Origin of the sequence: Pseudomonas sp. PvP025 (assembly GCF_017832155.1) — a bacterium.
Classification (GTDB): Bacteria; Pseudomonadota; Gammaproteobacteria; order Pseudomonadales; family Pseudomonadaceae; genus Aquipseudomonas.
In genome coordinates this window covers 1,722,850-1,737,493 of the sequence record NZ_JAFIBJ010000001.1, presented here as the reverse complement: position 1 = coordinate 1,737,493, position 14,644 = coordinate 1,722,850, and the positions used below count along the sequence as shown (strand labels likewise).

The 14,644-nt window shown below is 63.0% G+C and carries 12 protein-coding genes; 9 read left to right on the top strand and 3 right to left on the bottom strand.

The window, feature by feature from the left end:
• Positions 1 to 32: 32 nt before the first annotated feature.
• Positions 33 to 941: a glutaminase B gene (glsB, locus tag JOE32_RS07000; protein WP_209990390.1), complete on the top strand. Its 909-nt coding sequence runs from the start codon at positions 33 to 35 to the stop codon at positions 939 to 941.
• Positions 942 to 1,457: 516 nt separating this feature from the next.
• On the opposite strand, the gene JOE32_RS06995 is transcribed toward glsB, so the two are convergent.
• Both JOE32_RS06995 and JOE32_RS06990 read right to left on the bottom strand, forming a co-directional pair.
• Positions 1,458 to 2,702, bottom strand: coding sequence for a saccharopine dehydrogenase family protein (locus JOE32_RS06995; RefSeq protein ID WP_209982662.1), 1,245 nt, complete (start codon positions 2,700 to 2,702; stop codon positions 1,458 to 1,460).
• A gap of 28 nt (positions 2,703 to 2,730) precedes the next feature.
• A complete protein-coding gene (locus tag JOE32_RS06990) occupies positions 2,731 to 3,828 on the bottom strand; it encodes a carboxynorspermidine decarboxylase (RefSeq protein WP_209982661.1) in 1,098 nt (365 codons plus the stop codon).
• A 275-nt stretch (positions 3,829 to 4,103) separates the two neighbouring features.
• Here JOE32_RS06990 and JOE32_RS06985 point away from each other — a divergent pair, with 275 nt between their 5' ends.
• The 6 genes from JOE32_RS06985 to JOE32_RS06960 are packed head-to-tail and all read left to right on the top strand — an operon-like array spanning position 4,104 to position 9,590.
• A complete protein-coding gene (locus JOE32_RS06985; protein WP_209982659.1) occupies positions 4,104 to 5,123 on the top strand; it encodes a LacI family DNA-binding transcriptional regulator in 1,020 nt (339 codons plus the stop codon).
• Positions 5,107 to 6,111 (top strand): ABC transporter substrate-binding protein, encoded by a 1,005-nt coding sequence (locus JOE32_RS06980; RefSeq protein WP_209982657.1) that lies wholly within the window; start codon positions 5,107 to 5,109, stop codon positions 6,109 to 6,111. The genes JOE32_RS06985 and JOE32_RS06980 overlap by 17 nt, the downstream gene beginning before the upstream one ends.
• Positions 6,112 to 6,927, top strand: a complete 816-nt coding sequence (locus tag JOE32_RS06975) for an ABC transporter permease (protein WP_209982655.1) — start codon at positions 6,112 to 6,114, stop codon at positions 6,925 to 6,927.
• Positions 6,924 to 7,718, top strand: a complete 795-nt coding sequence (locus JOE32_RS06970) for an ABC transporter permease subunit (protein WP_209982653.1) — start codon at positions 6,924 to 6,926, stop codon at positions 7,716 to 7,718. The genes JOE32_RS06975 and JOE32_RS06970 overlap by 4 nt, the downstream gene beginning before the upstream one ends.
• The gene (locus tag JOE32_RS06965; protein WP_209982651.1) at positions 7,715 to 8,746 is read left to right on the top strand and encodes an ABC transporter ATP-binding protein; all 1,032 of its coding nucleotides are present in this window, start codon (positions 7,715 to 7,717) and stop codon (positions 8,744 to 8,746) included. The genes JOE32_RS06970 and JOE32_RS06965 overlap by 4 nt, the downstream gene beginning before the upstream one ends.
• Positions 8,747 to 8,756: 10 nt before the next feature.
• A complete protein-coding gene (locus JOE32_RS06960; RefSeq protein WP_209982649.1) occupies positions 8,757 to 9,590 on the top strand; it encodes a phosphodiesterase in 834 nt (277 codons plus the stop codon).
• A 249-nt stretch (positions 9,591 to 9,839) separates the two neighbouring features.
• Here JOE32_RS06960 and JOE32_RS06955 read toward each other — a convergent pair whose 3' ends face one another.
• Positions 9,840 to 11,492, bottom strand: a complete 1,653-nt coding sequence (locus JOE32_RS06955; RefSeq protein ID WP_209982647.1) for a sensor domain-containing diguanylate cyclase — start codon at positions 11,490 to 11,492, stop codon at positions 9,840 to 9,842.
• A gap of 132 nt (positions 11,493 to 11,624) precedes the next feature.
• Between JOE32_RS06955 and JOE32_RS06950 the strand changes: the two genes are divergently transcribed.
• Both JOE32_RS06950 and metE read left to right on the top strand, forming a co-directional pair.
• Positions 11,625 to 12,230, top strand: coding sequence for a LysE family transporter (locus tag JOE32_RS06950; RefSeq protein ID WP_209982645.1), 606 nt, complete (start codon positions 11,625 to 11,627; stop codon positions 12,228 to 12,230).
• Positions 12,231 to 12,327: 97 nt separating this feature from the next.
• Positions 12,328 to 14,616, top strand: a complete 2,289-nt coding sequence (gene metE / locus JOE32_RS06945) for a 5-methyltetrahydropteroyltriglutamate--homocysteine S-methyltransferase (protein ID WP_209982644.1) — start codon at positions 12,328 to 12,330, stop codon at positions 14,614 to 14,616.
• The last annotated feature ends 28 nt before the right edge of the window (positions 14,617 to 14,644 follow it).

Sequence of the window (14,644 nt, the reverse complement as noted above, 5' to 3'; positions counted from 1 at the left end):
CCACGATGCAAGGCACGATGACAGGACAAGACATGCAGGCGCTGCTGGACGCGATTCTCGACGAAGTTCGTCCACTGATCGGCCAGGGCAAAGTCGCCGACTACATCCCCGCGCTGGCCGATGTGCCCGCCAACCAGCTGGGCATAGCCGTGTACGGCAACGACGGCGCGGCCTACTGCGCGGGGGACGCCGACACGTTGTTCTCGGTGCAGAGCATTTCCAAGGTCTTCAGCCTGGTGCAGGCCATCGACCACGGCGGCGAAACCATTTGGGAGCGCCTGGGCCACGAGCCTTCGGGGCAACCGTTCAACTCCATGGTGCAGCTGGAGTTCGAGCGCGGTCGCCCGCGCAACCCGTTTATCAACGCCGGCGCCCTGGTGATCTGCGACATCAACCAGTCACGCTTCGCCGTGCCGATCCTGTCGATGCGCGACTTCGTCCGGCGCCTGTCAGGCAACCCACAGATCCTGGTCAACAGCATCGTCGCCGACTCCGAAGCGCAGCATGGTGCACGCAACGCGGCCATGGCGTACCTGATGAAATCCTTCGGCAACTTCCACAACGACGTCGACGCGGTGTTGCACAGCTACTTCAACTATTGCGCCTTGCAGATGAGCTGCCTGGACCTGGCCAAGGCCTTCAGCTTCCTGGCCAACGAAGGCGTGAGTGCCCACAGCGGCGAACAGATCCTCACCGCGCGCCAGACCAAACAGGTCAACTCGATCATGGCCACCAGCGGCCTGTACGACGAGGCGGGCAATTTTGCCTATCGCGTCGGGTTGCCGGGCAAGAGCGGGGTAGGCGGCGGAATCGTCGCGGTGGTGCCGGGGCAATTTACGGTGTGCGTGTGGTCGCCGGAGTTGAACGCCGCCGGGAATTCGCTGGCGGGGATGAAGGCGCTGGAGTTGCTGAGTGAGCGGATTGGCTGGTCGGTGTTTTGATTAGTGTGTGAGGCTCGGCCAAGTCTTCGACTTAGCGCTGTCGCGCAGCAAACTGGAGTCTCTGTGGCGAGCGGGCAAGCCCGAATGCCGTTCAGTTAAGCGCAGATTCCCTGTGGCGAGCAGGCTTGTCCTGCGTTGGGCTGCGCAGCAGCCCCAAAGCCAGGCGCTGAGCCGTATCAGGTACACCGCGTTTTGCTCGATTGGGGGCGCTTCGCACCCCAACGCGGGGCAAGCCCGCTCGCCACAATAAGCCCACACATTTTCCTTAACTGAACGGCATTAGGGCTTGCCCCGCGTTGGGGGGGCGTAGCACCCCAATCAAGGACAAGCCTGCTCGCCACAGGAATGGCCAGGCGCTGTTCCTGGGGGACATGGCCATTGGCGCGCAATCTTGAATAGATATCGCAGGCAAGCCAGCTCCCACATTTGATCTTCATTGTGTTTGAGGTGTGTATCGCCCCAACAAAAAATGCGCCCCTCGGGGCGCATTTTTTTGTTCGGTCAATCATCACCTGATCAGGCAATCGCATCCCACGCACGGTCGCCGTTCTCGTCCTTGATCCGCGTCGGCAAGCCCATCACGTCCAGCGCCTTGAGGAACGGCTCGGCCGGCAGTTCCTCGACGTTGGCCATGTGCTTCACGTCCCACTCGCCACGGGCAACCAGCAGCGCAGCGGCGACCGGTGGCACGCCGGCGGTGTAGGAGATGCCCTGGCTGTCGGTCTCGGCGAAGGCTTCTTCATGGCACGCCACGTTGTAGATAAACATCTCGCGCGGCTGGCCGTTCCTGGTGCCTTTGACCAGGTCGCCGATGCAGGTTTTGCCGGTGTAGCCGGGGGCCAGCGAAGAGGGGTCGGGCAGCACGGCCTTGACCACTTTCAACGGCACCACTTCCAGGCCTTCGGCGGTTTTGACCGGCTTTTCGGACAGCAGGCCGAGGTTTTTCAGGACGGTGAACACGTTGATGTAGTGCTCGCCAAAACTCATCCAGAAACGCACGTTGGGCACGTCGAGGTTTTTCGACAGTGAGTGCACTTCATCGTGGCCGGTGAGGTAGAGGTTCTGCGAACCGACCACCGGCAGGTCGTCGGTGCGCTTGACTTCGAACATGGTGTTGCTGGTCCACTGGCTGTTCTGCCAGCTCCACACCTGCCCGGTGAATTCGCGGAAGTTGATTTCCGGGTCGAAGTTGGTGGCGAAATATTTGCCATGGCTGCCGGCATTGACGTCGAGAATGTCGATCGAATCAATGCGGTCGAAATGCTGTTGCTGCGCCAGCGCGGCATACGCGTTGACGACACCCGGGTCGAAGCCCACGCCAAGGATGGCGGTGATGTTCTTCTGTTTGCACTCTTCCAGGTGGTTCCATTCGTAGTTGCCGTACCACGGCGGGGTCTCGCAGACCTTGCCCGGCTCTTCGTGAATGGCGGTGTCGAGGTAGGCAACGCCCGTGTCGATGCAGGCACGCAGTACCGACATGTTGAGGAACGCGGAGCCCACGTTGATGACGATCTGCGATTCGGTCTCGCGGATCAGGGCTTTGGTCGCTTCCACGTCCAGAGCGTTCAGCGCGAAGGCCTGGATGTCGGCGGGAACCTTGAGGCTACCCTTGGCCTTGACGCTGTCGATGATGGCCTGGCATTTGGAGATGTTGCGCGACGCGATAGCAATACGACCGAGTTCGTCGTTGTGCTGCGCGCACTTGTGGGCCACCACCTTGGCGACACCTCCTGCACCAATGATAAGAACGTTCTTTTTCAATTGCTTTATTTCTCCTATATCCGCCAGCTTACGAAAGGCTGGACAGGTAGTCGTCGTAACCAAATTCACGAACCACTTCGACTGTACCGTCGAGTTGTTTCACTACGATGGACGGCATTTTCAGGCCGTTGAACCAGTTTTTCTTGACCATGGTGTAGCCTGCGGTGTCGATGAACGACAGCCGATCGCCGATGGCCAGCGGACGATCAAATTGATACTCGCCGAAGATGTCCCCGGCCAGGCAGGATTTGCCGCACACCATATAGGTGTGTTCACCCTCGCTCGGCGCCAGCTTGGCGTTGAGGCGGTAGATCAGCAGGTCCAGCAGGTGGGCTTCGATGGAGCTGTCGACCACGGCGAGGTGCTTGCCGTTGTAGAGGGTGTCGAGCACGGTGACTTCCAGGGAAGCACTGTTGCTGATCGCCGCTTCGCCGGGTTCCAGGTAGACCTGCACGCCGTACTTCTCGGAGAACGCCTTGAGCCGCGCGCAGAATGCGTCGAGTGCATAGCCTTCACCGGTGAAGTGGATGCCGCCGCCGAGGCTGACCCACTTGACCTTGTGCAGCAGCGCGCCGAAGCGTTCTTCGATGGTACCGAGCATCTTGTCGAACAGGCTGAAGTCGCCGTTCTCGCAATTGTTGTGGAACATGAAGCCGGAGATCTGCTCGATCACGCCGTCGATCTTCACCGGGTCCCACTCGCCCAGGCGGCTGAACGGACGCGCCGGGTCGGCCAGCAGGTAGTCGGAGCTGCTCACCTGCGGGTTCACCCGCAGGCCGCGGGTCTTGCCTTCGCTGCGTGCGGCGAAGCGCTGCAACTGGCTGATGGAGTTGAAGATGATCTTGTCGCAGTTTTCCAGCATCTCTTCGATTTCATCGTCGGCCCAGGCCACGCTGTAGGCGTGCGCTTCGCCTTCGAACTTCTGGCGGCCGAGCTTCAACTCGTACAGCGACGACGAGGTGGTGCCGTCCATGTATTGCTGCATCAGGTCGAACACCGACCAGGTGGCAAAGCACTTGAGTGCCAGCAGAGCCTTGGCGCCGGACTGCTCGCGCACGTAAGCAATCTTCTGCATGTTGACCAGAAGCTTCTGTTTGTCGATGAGGTAGTAAGGCGTTTTGATCATTTTCAGAGCCTGCGGCGGTGCCTGCCAAAAAAGGACACGCATTGTGCCCGCACTTGGTCAGGATCGAAAGGTTAGCGAGCGGATTTTGCCGCGCCGGTTTTTGACGATACCCGGCGATTATGACCATCCATGGGCATACATCGAGCCAGCGTGGGAGTGGGTTTACTCGCGAAGGCGCTGGTTCACTGACATCAAACCGTCATCTCTTCACCACCGTCCTGCCATATTCCCCCGTTACTGTCCTCGCCAATGAGATCGATCTCAAGCGAGTGACCATGCCTGATCTGAAAGACGTTGCGCGCCTGGCCGGCGTGTCCCGTGCCACTGCCGCGCGCACCTTTGCCTCCCCCGGCCAGGTGCGTCCGGCCACCCGTGAACAGGTGTTCGCCGCCGCCCGCGAGCTGGGGTTTCGGCCCAACCTGCTGGGCCGTCAACTGCGCCTGCAAACCACACAACTGATCGGCGTGGTGGTGCCCAACCTGCTCAACCCGGTGTTCGCTGAACAGTTCCAGGCCATGGAGCGCGCCGCGCGCTTGCGCGGCTACAGCCTGTTGCTGGCGACCACCGACTACAGCAGCGAACGCGAGAGCATCGTGGTGGAGGAGTTGTTGCGCCAGCGCGTGGACGGGCTGGTGCTGACCGTCACCGATGCCGAGAGCAACAGCGTGCTCAACAGCCTGGCCAGCGAGCAGACGCCGTTCGTGCTGGCGTACCACCAGCCCAGCAACCCGCATTACAGCGCCGTGTCGGTGGACAATCGCGCCGGCATGGCCCTGGCCACCCGTTACCTGCTGGACGCGGGGCACCGGCGCATCAGCATGGTCGCCGGCCCCGCGTTGCAGTCCGACCGTGCGCGTCTGCGCCATGCCGGCTACTGCGATGCGATGAAGGCCTGGGGCCTCAACAGCCGCCCGGTGATCGAAATGCCCGCGCACACCCAAGCCGAATTCGCCGCCATCGAGCCATTCCTGACCGGCGCCGACGCGCCGACAGCGTTGCTGTGCTCCAACGATTTCCTCGCCATCAGCCTGATCGCCGAGCTGCGCCGCAACGCCTGGAACGTGCCCGAGCAACTTTCGGTGATGGGCTTTGACGGCATCACCCTTGGTACCCAGCTGCACCCCACGTTGTGCAGCGTGGTGCAGCCCATTGCGCTGCTCGCCAGCACCGTGATTGACCAGTTGCTGGCGCAGATCGCCGGCAACGCGCCGATTTCCCATTGTCTGCCTTGCCATATCCGGCCGGGCGAAAGCACTCAACCCCATGAGGACGACCCTGATGCGCACACTCCGTAAAACCCTCGCCGCCGTGCTGCTGTGCGGCATGGCCAGCCTGGCCCAGGCCGCCGACACCGCGATCTGCTACAACTGCCCGCCGGACTGGGCCGACTGGGGCACCCAGCTCAAGGCGATTGCCGCGCAAGCCGGTGTGCAGGTGCCGCTGGACAACAAGAACTCCGGTCAGTCCCTGGCGCAGTTGGTCGCCGAAAAAGCCGCACCGGTCGCCGACGTGGTCTATTACGGCGTGACCTTCGGCCTGCAGGCGCAAAAGGCCGGCGTGGTCGAGGGCTACAAACCCAAAGGCTGGGAGCAGATTCCCGCAGGCCTCAAAGACCCGTCCGGGCAGTGGTTCGCGATCCACTCCGGCACCCTGGGCATCATGGTCAACGTCGACGCCCTTGGCGGTCTGCCCGTGCCGCAAAGCTGGGCCGACCTGCTCAAGCCCGAATACAAAGGCATGGTCGGCTACCTGGACCCGTCCAGTGCGTTTGTCGGTTACGTCTCGGCGGTCGCCATCAACCGTGCCATGGGCGGCGACCTCGACAACTTCGCCCCGGCCATCGACTACTTCCAGAAGCTGGCGAAAAACGCCCCCATCGTGCCCAAGCAGACCGCCTATGCGCGGGTGTTGTCCGGTGAGTTGCCGATCCTGGTGGACTACGACTTCAACGCCTACCGCGCCCGCTACAAGGACAACGCCAACGTCGCCTTCGTGATCCCCAAAGAGGGCAGCATCAGCGTGCCCTACGTGATGAGCCTGGTGGCGAATGCGCCGCACCGCGCCAACGGGGAAAAGGTGCTCGACTTTGTGCTGTCCGATGCGGGCCAGGCGTTGTGGGCCAAGGCCTACCTGCGCCCGGTGCGTCCGGTGCAGATGCCGGCCGAGGTGGCCGCGCAGTTCCTGCCCGACAGCGACTACGCCCGCGCCGGTGTGGTGGACTACCAGAAAATGGCCGCTGTGCAGGAAGCCTTCGCCGCCCGTTACCTCAACGAGGTCAAGTAAGTGGCCTCGACCCCACGCGCCGCCTGGGCGCTGGCCCCGGCCTTTGCGCTACTGCTGGCGTTCTGGCTGTTGCCGCTGGCGCACCTGATACTGCTCGGGGCCCAACGACGCGACAGCCTCGGCAGCGGTTACTGGCAGGTGCTGAGCAGCGCGCAATACCTGGGCAGCCTGGCGCAGACCTGTGCGCTGGCCGTGTTCGTCACGCTGACGGCGTTGGTGATCGGCGGCATCAGCGGTGTGTTTCTGGCACGCCAGCAGTTTTTCGGGCGCTCGGCGCTGGTGGCGCTGCTGACCTTTCCGCTGGCATTTCCCGGCGTGGTGGTGGGCTTTCTGGTGATCCTGCTGGCCGGGCGCCAGGGCCTGTTTGCGGCGCTGGGGCTGCAACTGGCCGGTGAACGCTGGATCTTTGCCTACTCGTTGGCGGGGCTGTTTGTCGGCTACCTGTACTTCTCGATTCCACGGGTGATTCTCACCGTGATGGCGGCATGCGAAAGCCTCGACCGCAGCCTGGAAGAAGCCGCGCATTCGCTGGGGGCAGGGCACTGGCGGGTGGTGTGCGATGTGATCATCCCTGGCCTGGCACCGGCGCTGGCCTCATGTGGCGCGATCTGCTTTGCCACTTCCATGGGCGCCTTCGGTACCGCCTTTACCCTGGGCACGCGCCTGAACGTCACGCCGGTGGCGATCTATAACGTGTTCACCAACTACGCCAACTTCGCCGTCGCCGCTGCCTTGTCGGTGGTGCTGGGAGCGGTGACCTGGGCCGTGTTGCTGCTGACCCGGCGACTGGTGAAAAACGCGGGGACGGTTCTGTGAAACGCTCATCGTTATTTGTGCTGCAACTGCTGTTCACCCTGCTGGTGTGCGCCTTCATGCTGGTGCCGGTGCTGTTGTCGTTAATGGCGGGGCTGACGCGCAATTTCTTTGTCGGGCTGTCCAGCGGTTTGACCTTCGACTGGTTGATCCAGGTGTGGCAGGCCTATTCGCCCACGGTGTGGCTGTCGCTGCAACTGGCGCTGGCCTGTGCGGTGTGCGTGTGCGTGGTCGGCGTGCCGGCGGCCTACGCGCTGGTGCGCATGAACAACCGCTTCAGCCGTGCCTTCGAGGAATTGATGGTGCTGCCGGTGGCAATGCCGGGCCTGGCCAGCGCGTTGGCGTTATTGCTCACCTATGGCCAGTTCGGCGCGTTCCGCAGCAGTTGGCTGTTCATCCTCGTCGGCCATGTGCTGTTCACCTTGCCGTTTCTGGTGCGCCCTGTGATGGCAGTGATGCAGCGCCAGCACTTGCCGGTGCTGGAAGAGGCCGCCGCAAGCCTGGGGGCAGGGCCGATCAAGCGCTTTTTCAGCGTGGTGGTGCCCAACTGCCGGGCGGGGATTCTCGCCGGTGTGCTGATGGTGGTGACCCTTTCACTGGGTGAGTTCAACCTGACCTGGATGCTGCACACGCCGATGACCAAGACCCTGCCCGTGGGCCTGGCCGACAGCTACGCCTCGGCGCGCCTGGAAATCGCCAGCGCCTACACCCTTATCTTTTTGCTGATGATCGTGCCGCTGCTGATCGCGTTGCAGGCCATCAGTGCCCGTTTGTCTCGTGGAGAGCGTCGATGACCGCTATCACTATTCGCCTCAAGGGCTGTCGCAAGGCGTTCGCCGACGGCACCGTGGCCGTGCACAACCTTGATCTGACCGTCGAAGGCGGTGAAACCCTGGCCATTCTCGGCCCGTCCGGCTGCGGTAAAACCACGACCCTGCGCTTGATTGCAGGCCTGGAACGGCCGGATGTGGGGCAGGTGTTCTTTGGCGACCAGGACGTCACCCGCCTGCCCATCGAACGTCGCGATGTGGGCATGGTGTTTCAGAACTACGCGCTGTTTCCCAACCTGGATGTGGCCGGCAATATCGTCTACGGCCTGAAGATTCGCGGCGTGCCTGCGCTGGAGCGCAACAAGCGCTGTGATGAGTTGCTGGAATTGGTGGGGCTGCACAATCACGGCCGGCGCAGCATTCATGAACTGTCGGGTGGGCAGCGCCAACGCGTCGCCCTGGCCCGTGCCCTGGCGCCGCGTCCCAAGGTGCTGTTGCTTGACGAGCCGCTGGCCGCCCTCGATGCCCAGCTGCGTGAGCGCCTGCGCAGCGAGCTGGATCTGCTGCTGCGCGGCTTGGGCATCACCTCTGTATTTGTCACCCACGACCAGGGCGAAGCCATGGCCCTGGGCGATCGCATTCTGGTAATGGAGCAGGGCCGCGTGGCCCAACTGGCGAGCCCGCGCGAGATTTATCAGCAGCCGGCGAATGCGTTCGTCGCAGGCTTTGTGGGCAACCTGAATGCGTTCCAGGTGATCGCGCAATCGCCCCGGGGCCTGAAGGTGTGCGGCGGCGAATTGCCGTGGCAAGTGGCCGACGTGCCCGCAACTGTCTATTGCCGTCCCGAGCACTTGCGTGTGATGGATGGCGAGGGGCACTTGCACGGGCACCTGCTGGCGCAGTTTTTCCAGGGCGCGCAAAGCCGTCTGCTGGTGGATGTAGGCGGCGCGCAGCCGTTGCTGGTGGACAGCAGCGACAACCAATTGCATGCCGTCGGCGCGCCGATTGCCCTGGCGATCACGCCGAACATGTTGTTTACCCTCAATGCGTGAGAGTTTGCCTGTGAACAGTCCATTTCTGGTTGCGCAAATCAGCGACCTGCACCTCAAGGCCGGTCAGCGCCTGACCTATGGCGTAGTGGATACCCTGGGCGCGCTGCGCCGTGCCGTCGACCACCTGAACGCCAGCCACCCGCGCCCCGATATCGTGGTGATCAGCGGCGACCTGGTGGACTTCGGCCGCGCCGATGAGTACGCGGTGCTGCACCCGGAACTCGCGCGCCTGCACATGCCTTGCTACCTCGTGCCCGGTAATCACGACACACGCGGGCCGTTGCTGGACGCGTTTGCCGACCACGCCTACTTGCCACGGTCGGCGCAGGCACCCCTGGACTGGGTGGTGGATGACCATCCGCTGCGCCTGATCGGCCTGGACTCGACCATCCCCGGCAGCCACGGCGGGCAGTTGCTCGATAGCCAGTTGCAGTGGCTCGACGCCCAACTGGCGCTGCGCCCGGATGCGCCGACGCTGCTGATCCTGCACCACCCGCCGTTCATCAGCGGCATCGGCCATATGGACCGTGAGCCCTTTATCAATGCCGCTGCGCTTGAGCAAGTGATCGCCCGCCACCCGCAGGTGGAGCGCCTGTTGTGCGGTCACCTGCACCGGCCCATGCAGCGGCGTTTCGGTGGCAGCCTCAGTTGCGTATGCCCCGGCACGTCCCATCAGATTGTGTTGGATCTGCAGGACGCGGCCCCGGCGCATTTCAACCTGGAACCGGCGGGGTATCTGTTGCATCGCTGGGAGGCGCGGCAGGGGTTGGTCAGCCACAACGGCGTGTTCGGGGAGTACCCGGGGCCGTATCCGTTTTATGACGCCCAGGGATTGATTGACTGAGCATTCAAAACCCCTTTGGCAAGCGGGCTTGTTGTGGCGAGCGGGCTTGCCCTAATGCCGTTCAGTTAAGCGCAGATTCCCTGTGGCGAGCAGGCTTGTCCTGCGTTGGGCTGCGCAGCAGCCCCAAAGCCAGGCGCTGAGCCGTATCAGGTACACCGCGTTTTGCTTGATTGGGGGCGCTTCGCACCCCAACGCGGGGCAAGCCCGCTCGCCACAGGGGTGATTGTCTGAAATGGCGTGCGGGGCAGATTATTTGACGGGGGCGACCCGATTACGGCCTGCCGCCTTTGCTTCATACAACTGCAGATCGGCGCGGGTCAGCAGGGCGCGGGTATCGCGGTCTGACGGTTCGGCGACGCTCACGCCGATGCTCACTGTGACCTGCCCAACCCCTTCAAACATCGCTTCGGCAATCGCCGCGCGGATATTCTCGGCCACCACGTCGGGGCTGTCGGGGGCTTCGACCGTCGGCAGCAACACCGCAAATTCCTCGCCGCCGTAACGTGCAACAAAGTCCGTGACGCGGGTGGTGCTCTTGATCAGTAGGGCGAGTTGGCGCAGCACGTCATCGCCCACGGCATGGCCGTAAGTGTCGTTGACCTGCTTGAAGTGGTCGGCATCGATCAGCAGCAGGGCAAAGGTACGCCCGGTGCGTTGGAACAGCAGGCTGCTTTCAGCCAGTTTTTCATCGAAGCGGCGGCGGTTGTACACGCCGGTCAGTGCATCGTGGGTGGCGAGCTTGAGCAGTTCGGCATTGGCCTGGGTGAGGTCGGCGGTGCGTTGCGCAACAGTCGCCTCGAGAGAGGCATTGGCCTCCTGCAACTGACGCTCTTTGGCCAGCAGCGATTGGGTCATGCCGGTGAGTGAACGGCCCAGTTGAGCGATCTCCACTACCGCGTGATCCTGCGGGAAGATGGCGCCGGGCTGCTGATCCTGCACGAGTTTGGCGGACCTGGCCAGGCGCTCGATGGGGCGGCTGAGGGAGGCGGCCAGGTAATAAGCCGCCAGCACAAACACCAGCGCGGCGAGCACGCCGAGCAGCAGCAGTTTGTAGAGCAGCGTGCGCGCCGGTTGCAGCGCGACGTCCAGGGGTTGGCGCAGCATGATGTACCAGGTCACTTTGGCGTTGGACGGGCTGGGCACCGCGACCGATGCGGTGACATAGCCCTTGCCCGTGGACCAGCCGGACGCGGTGTTCAGTTTGTCTGTGGCCATCTGTTCACCGGCGAGCAGTTCGGGATACAGCACCTTGCCGTCGAAATCGACGATCAGCGCTTCGATCTCGGGAAACGCATCTTTTTGCATCACGGCCGAATCGACGATCTGCGTGATCCAGCGCCAGTGCGCGTGGGCGCCCAGCACACCAATGGTCTCGCCCTGGGCATTAAGCAGCGGCGCGGCGAAATCGATGAAGCGCAACGGTTCGCCATTGCCCGAGCCCGGCAGCAGCTTGGCCAGCATCACGGCCTCGTGGGGATCACCGGTGTATTCACCGCGCATGCCGGCCTGGAACCAGGGGCGCTGGCCGACCGACTGGCCCACCAGCAGCCCGTTCGCCGCCTGGCGCACGCGGCCGTCTGCGTCGGCCACGCCCATCCATGCGTACTCGGCGCGCGAGCGGGTGCGCAGTTCCATCAAGGTGAGGATATCCGGCTGATCCAGATCGCCGCGGCGAAACAACGGCGCCCGGCTCAGCAGCGAGACTTCCAGCTGACGCTCGCGCAACTGCACGGCCAGCAGCGCCGCCGTGGAGCGCGCCGTGCTCAGCAGCGCATTGCCGCTGGCCTGCTTCATCTGCTCGGTGGCGATATGGCCTACGTAGAAGCCCACGCTCAACAAGGTGAGCAATGACAGACCGGCAAACCACAGGGTCAGGTGACTACGCAGGCTGGCTTTGATCATGGGGGCTCATTTGAGTATTTGTTTGGCAGCATAGTACGCGTAATGAATGCCCGATCACCTACCACAAACGTACAAGATTGAGCGACATGCGCCTGGATAGACTCGCCGCACTCCTTCTCTTGCAGGTCTGCCATGGACATTTTTCTCTACGCCTTCAGCGTCATGTACAGCCCGGGGCCCGTCAACCTGATGGGCCTGAACGCCGGGCTCACCGGCAAACTGCGTCGATCCAGCGGTTTCTACCTGGGCGTGGGCTGCGCCATGCTGCTGATGTTCGTGCTGTTTGGCTACACCGGTGAAGCGATCGTTTCCCAGGCGGCGCTGCCCTATATCTCGTTGATCGGGGGCGCCTACACGCTGTACCTCGCGTACCAGGTGTTCACCGCGCGTACGGTGGTTGAAGAGGATTCAACCGCGCCGATCAAGGCGCTCACCTTCTGCAACGGGCTGGTGATCCAACTGCTCAACCCCAAGGGCATTGTGGCGGTGTTGCCGATCACCAGCGTGATGCTGCCGGCGGCGCATATCACCGGCGCCTCCATCTTTGGCGTGTCGGCCTTGCTGGGATTGGGCGCCGTGGGGGCGCCCTGGGTCTACGCGTTGCTCGGTGCACTGCTGGGACGGCGCATCAGCGGGGCGGCGGCGTTTACCTGGTTCAACCGCTGCATGGGGTTGGCGCTGGCGGCCTGTGCCGGGTTCATGCTCCACGGGTTCTATCTGCACCTGAATGCAACATGAGTAAAACTTGTGATGGTCTGCAATTTAATGAGTTTGTTTCACTCTCAAAGTCTGTCGACAATGGCTGCCATCTTTATCGACATTGGAGTTGCACGTCATGGCAGTCGCTCATTCCCTCGGGTTTCCACGCATTGGACGCGATCGTGAATTGAAAAAAGCGCAGGAAGCGTTCTGGAAGGGTGAGCTCGACGAAGCCGGCCTGCGCGCCGTTGGCCGTGACCTGCGCAAGGCGCACTGGGCACTGCAGAAAGACGCCGGAATCGACCTGCTGCCTGCCGGCGATTTCGCCTGGTACGACCAGGTACTGACCCACTCGCTGATGTTCGGCGTGATCCCCGAGCGCTTCCGCCCGGCGGACGGCAAGGCCACGCTGAACACCCTGTTCGGCATGGCCCGGGGCGTCAGCGACGCGTGCTGCGGCGGCGCCCACGCCCAGGAAATGACCAAATGGTTCGATACCAACTATCACTACCTGGTACCCGAGTTCAGCGCGGATCAGCAATTCCAGCTGGGTTGGGAGCAGCTGTTCGAAGAAGTGCAGGAAGCGCGCGAGCTGGGGCACACCGTCAAACCGGTGGTGATCGGCCCGCTGACCTACCTGTGGCTGGGCAAGGCCAAGGGCGCCGACTTCGACAAGCTCGACCTGCTGGATCGCCTGCTGCCGTTGTACGGGCAGATTTTTCAACGCCTGGCGGACCTGGGCGTTGAGTGGGTGCAGATCGACGAACCGATCCTGGTGCTCGACCTGCCGCAGGCGTGGAAGAATGCCTTTGAGCGCGCCTATAACCTGATCCAGCGCGACCCGCTGAAAAAACTGCTCGCCACCTATTTCGGCGGCCTGGAAGAGAATCTTGGCCTGGCCGCGAACCTGCCGGTCGACGGCCTGCACATCGACCTGGTACGTGCGCCGGAGCAATACCCGACCATTCTTGACCGCGTGCCGGGTTATAAAGTGCTGTCCCTGGGCATCGTCAACGGCCGTAACGTGTGGCGCAGCGACCTTGAACAGGCCCTGGCCACCTTGCAGCACGCCCATGAACGTCTGGGTGAGCGCTTGTGGGTGGCGCCGTCCTGCTCGCTGTTGCATTGCCCGGTTGACCTGAGCCGCGAAGACCAACTGGATGCCGAGCTGAACAGCTGGCTGGCATTTGCCGTGCAGAAATGCGCGGAGGTGGCGGTGTTGGCCCAGGCCATCAACGCGCCTGAAGCGCCGAACGTACTGGCGGCGCTGGCTGAAAGCCGCGCGGTGCAGACCAGCCGTGCGACGTCGCCGCGTATCCACAAACCGGCCGTCCAGGCCCGCGTGGCGGCGATAACCGCCGAGCACAGTCAGCGTCCGTCGCCGTTTGCCCAACGTATCGAGAAACAACGCGCCGGTCTCAACCTGCCGCTGTTCCCGACCACCACCATCGGTTCGTTCCCGCAAACCGCCTCGATCCGTTTGGCGCGACAGTCGTACAAGGCGGGCCGGTTGAGCGAAGCCGACTACGTTGACGCGATGCACAGCGAGATCAAGCACGCCGTTGAAGTGCAGGAACACCTCGGCCTGGACGTGCTGGTACACGGCGAGGCCGAGCGTAACGACATGGTCGAGTATTTCGCCGAGCAACTGGACGGCTACGCGTTCACCCGTTTTGGCTGGGTGCAGAGCTATGGTTCGCGCTGCGTGAAACCGGCGCTGATCGTCGGCGACCTGAGCCGCCCGAAGGCGATGACGGTGGAGTGGATCCGCTATGCCCAGGGCCTGACCCGCAAGGTCATGAAGGGCATGCTGACCGGCCCGGTGACCATGCTGATGTGGTCGTTCCCGCGCGAAGACGTGAGCCGCGAAGTGCAGGCCCGCCAATTGGCGCTGGCGATCCGTGACGAAGTGCTCGACCTGGAAGCCGCCGGCATCAGGATCGTGCAGATTGACGAAGCGGCCTTTCGCGAAGGCTTGCCGCTGCGCCGGGCGCAGTGGCAGGGCTACCTGGACTGGGCCACTGAAGTGTTCCGCCTGTGCGCCTCGGGTGTGCGGGATGAAACCCAGATCCACACCCACATGTGCTACAGCGAGTTCAATGATGTGATCGAGTCCATCGCGGCGATGGATGCGGACGTGATCACCCTCGAAACCTCGCGTTCGGACATGGAGTTGCTGGCGGCGTTCGAAGTGTTCGCTTACCCGAATGACATCGGCCCGGGCGTCTACGACATTCACTCACCGCGGGTGCCGGATGCCTCGGAAATGGCCAACCTGCTGCGCAAGGCCGCCAAACGCATTCCGGCTGAGCGCCTGTGGGTCAACCCCGATTGCGGGCTGAAAACGCGGGCATGGCCGGAGACGGAAGCGGCGTTGATTCACATGGTGACGGCCGCCCGGCAACTGCGTGCCGAACTGGCGTAACGCGGTAAAAAGTGTGGGAGGCCCCGTT

Excerpts from the sequence above, each read along its gene's own strand:
- glsB (WP_209990390.1), top strand. The coding sequence starts at position 33 with ATGCAGGCGCTGCTGGACGCGATTCTCGACGAAGTTCGTCCACTGATC.
- JOE32_RS06990 (WP_209982661.1), bottom strand. The coding sequence starts at position 3,828 with ATGATCAAAACGCCTTACTACCTCATCGACAAACAGAAGCTTCTGGTC.
- JOE32_RS06985 (WP_209982659.1), top strand. The coding sequence starts at position 4,104 with ATGCCTGATCTGAAAGACGTTGCGCGCCTGGCCGGCGTGTCCCGTGCC.
- JOE32_RS06980 (WP_209982657.1), top strand. The coding sequence starts at position 5,107 with ATGCGCACACTCCGTAAAACCCTCGCCGCCGTGCTGCTGTGCGGCATG.
- JOE32_RS06965 (WP_209982651.1), top strand. The coding sequence starts at position 7,715 with ATGACCGCTATCACTATTCGCCTCAAGGGCTGTCGCAAGGCGTTCGCC.
- JOE32_RS06955 (WP_209982647.1), bottom strand. The coding sequence starts at position 11,492 with ATGATCAAAGCCAGCCTGCGTAGTCACCTGACCCTGTGGTTTGCCGGT.
- JOE32_RS06950 (WP_209982645.1), top strand. The coding sequence starts at position 11,625 with ATGGACATTTTTCTCTACGCCTTCAGCGTCATGTACAGCCCGGGGCCC.
- metE (WP_209982644.1), top strand. The coding sequence starts at position 12,328 with ATGGCAGTCGCTCATTCCCTCGGGTTTCCACGCATTGGACGCGATCGT.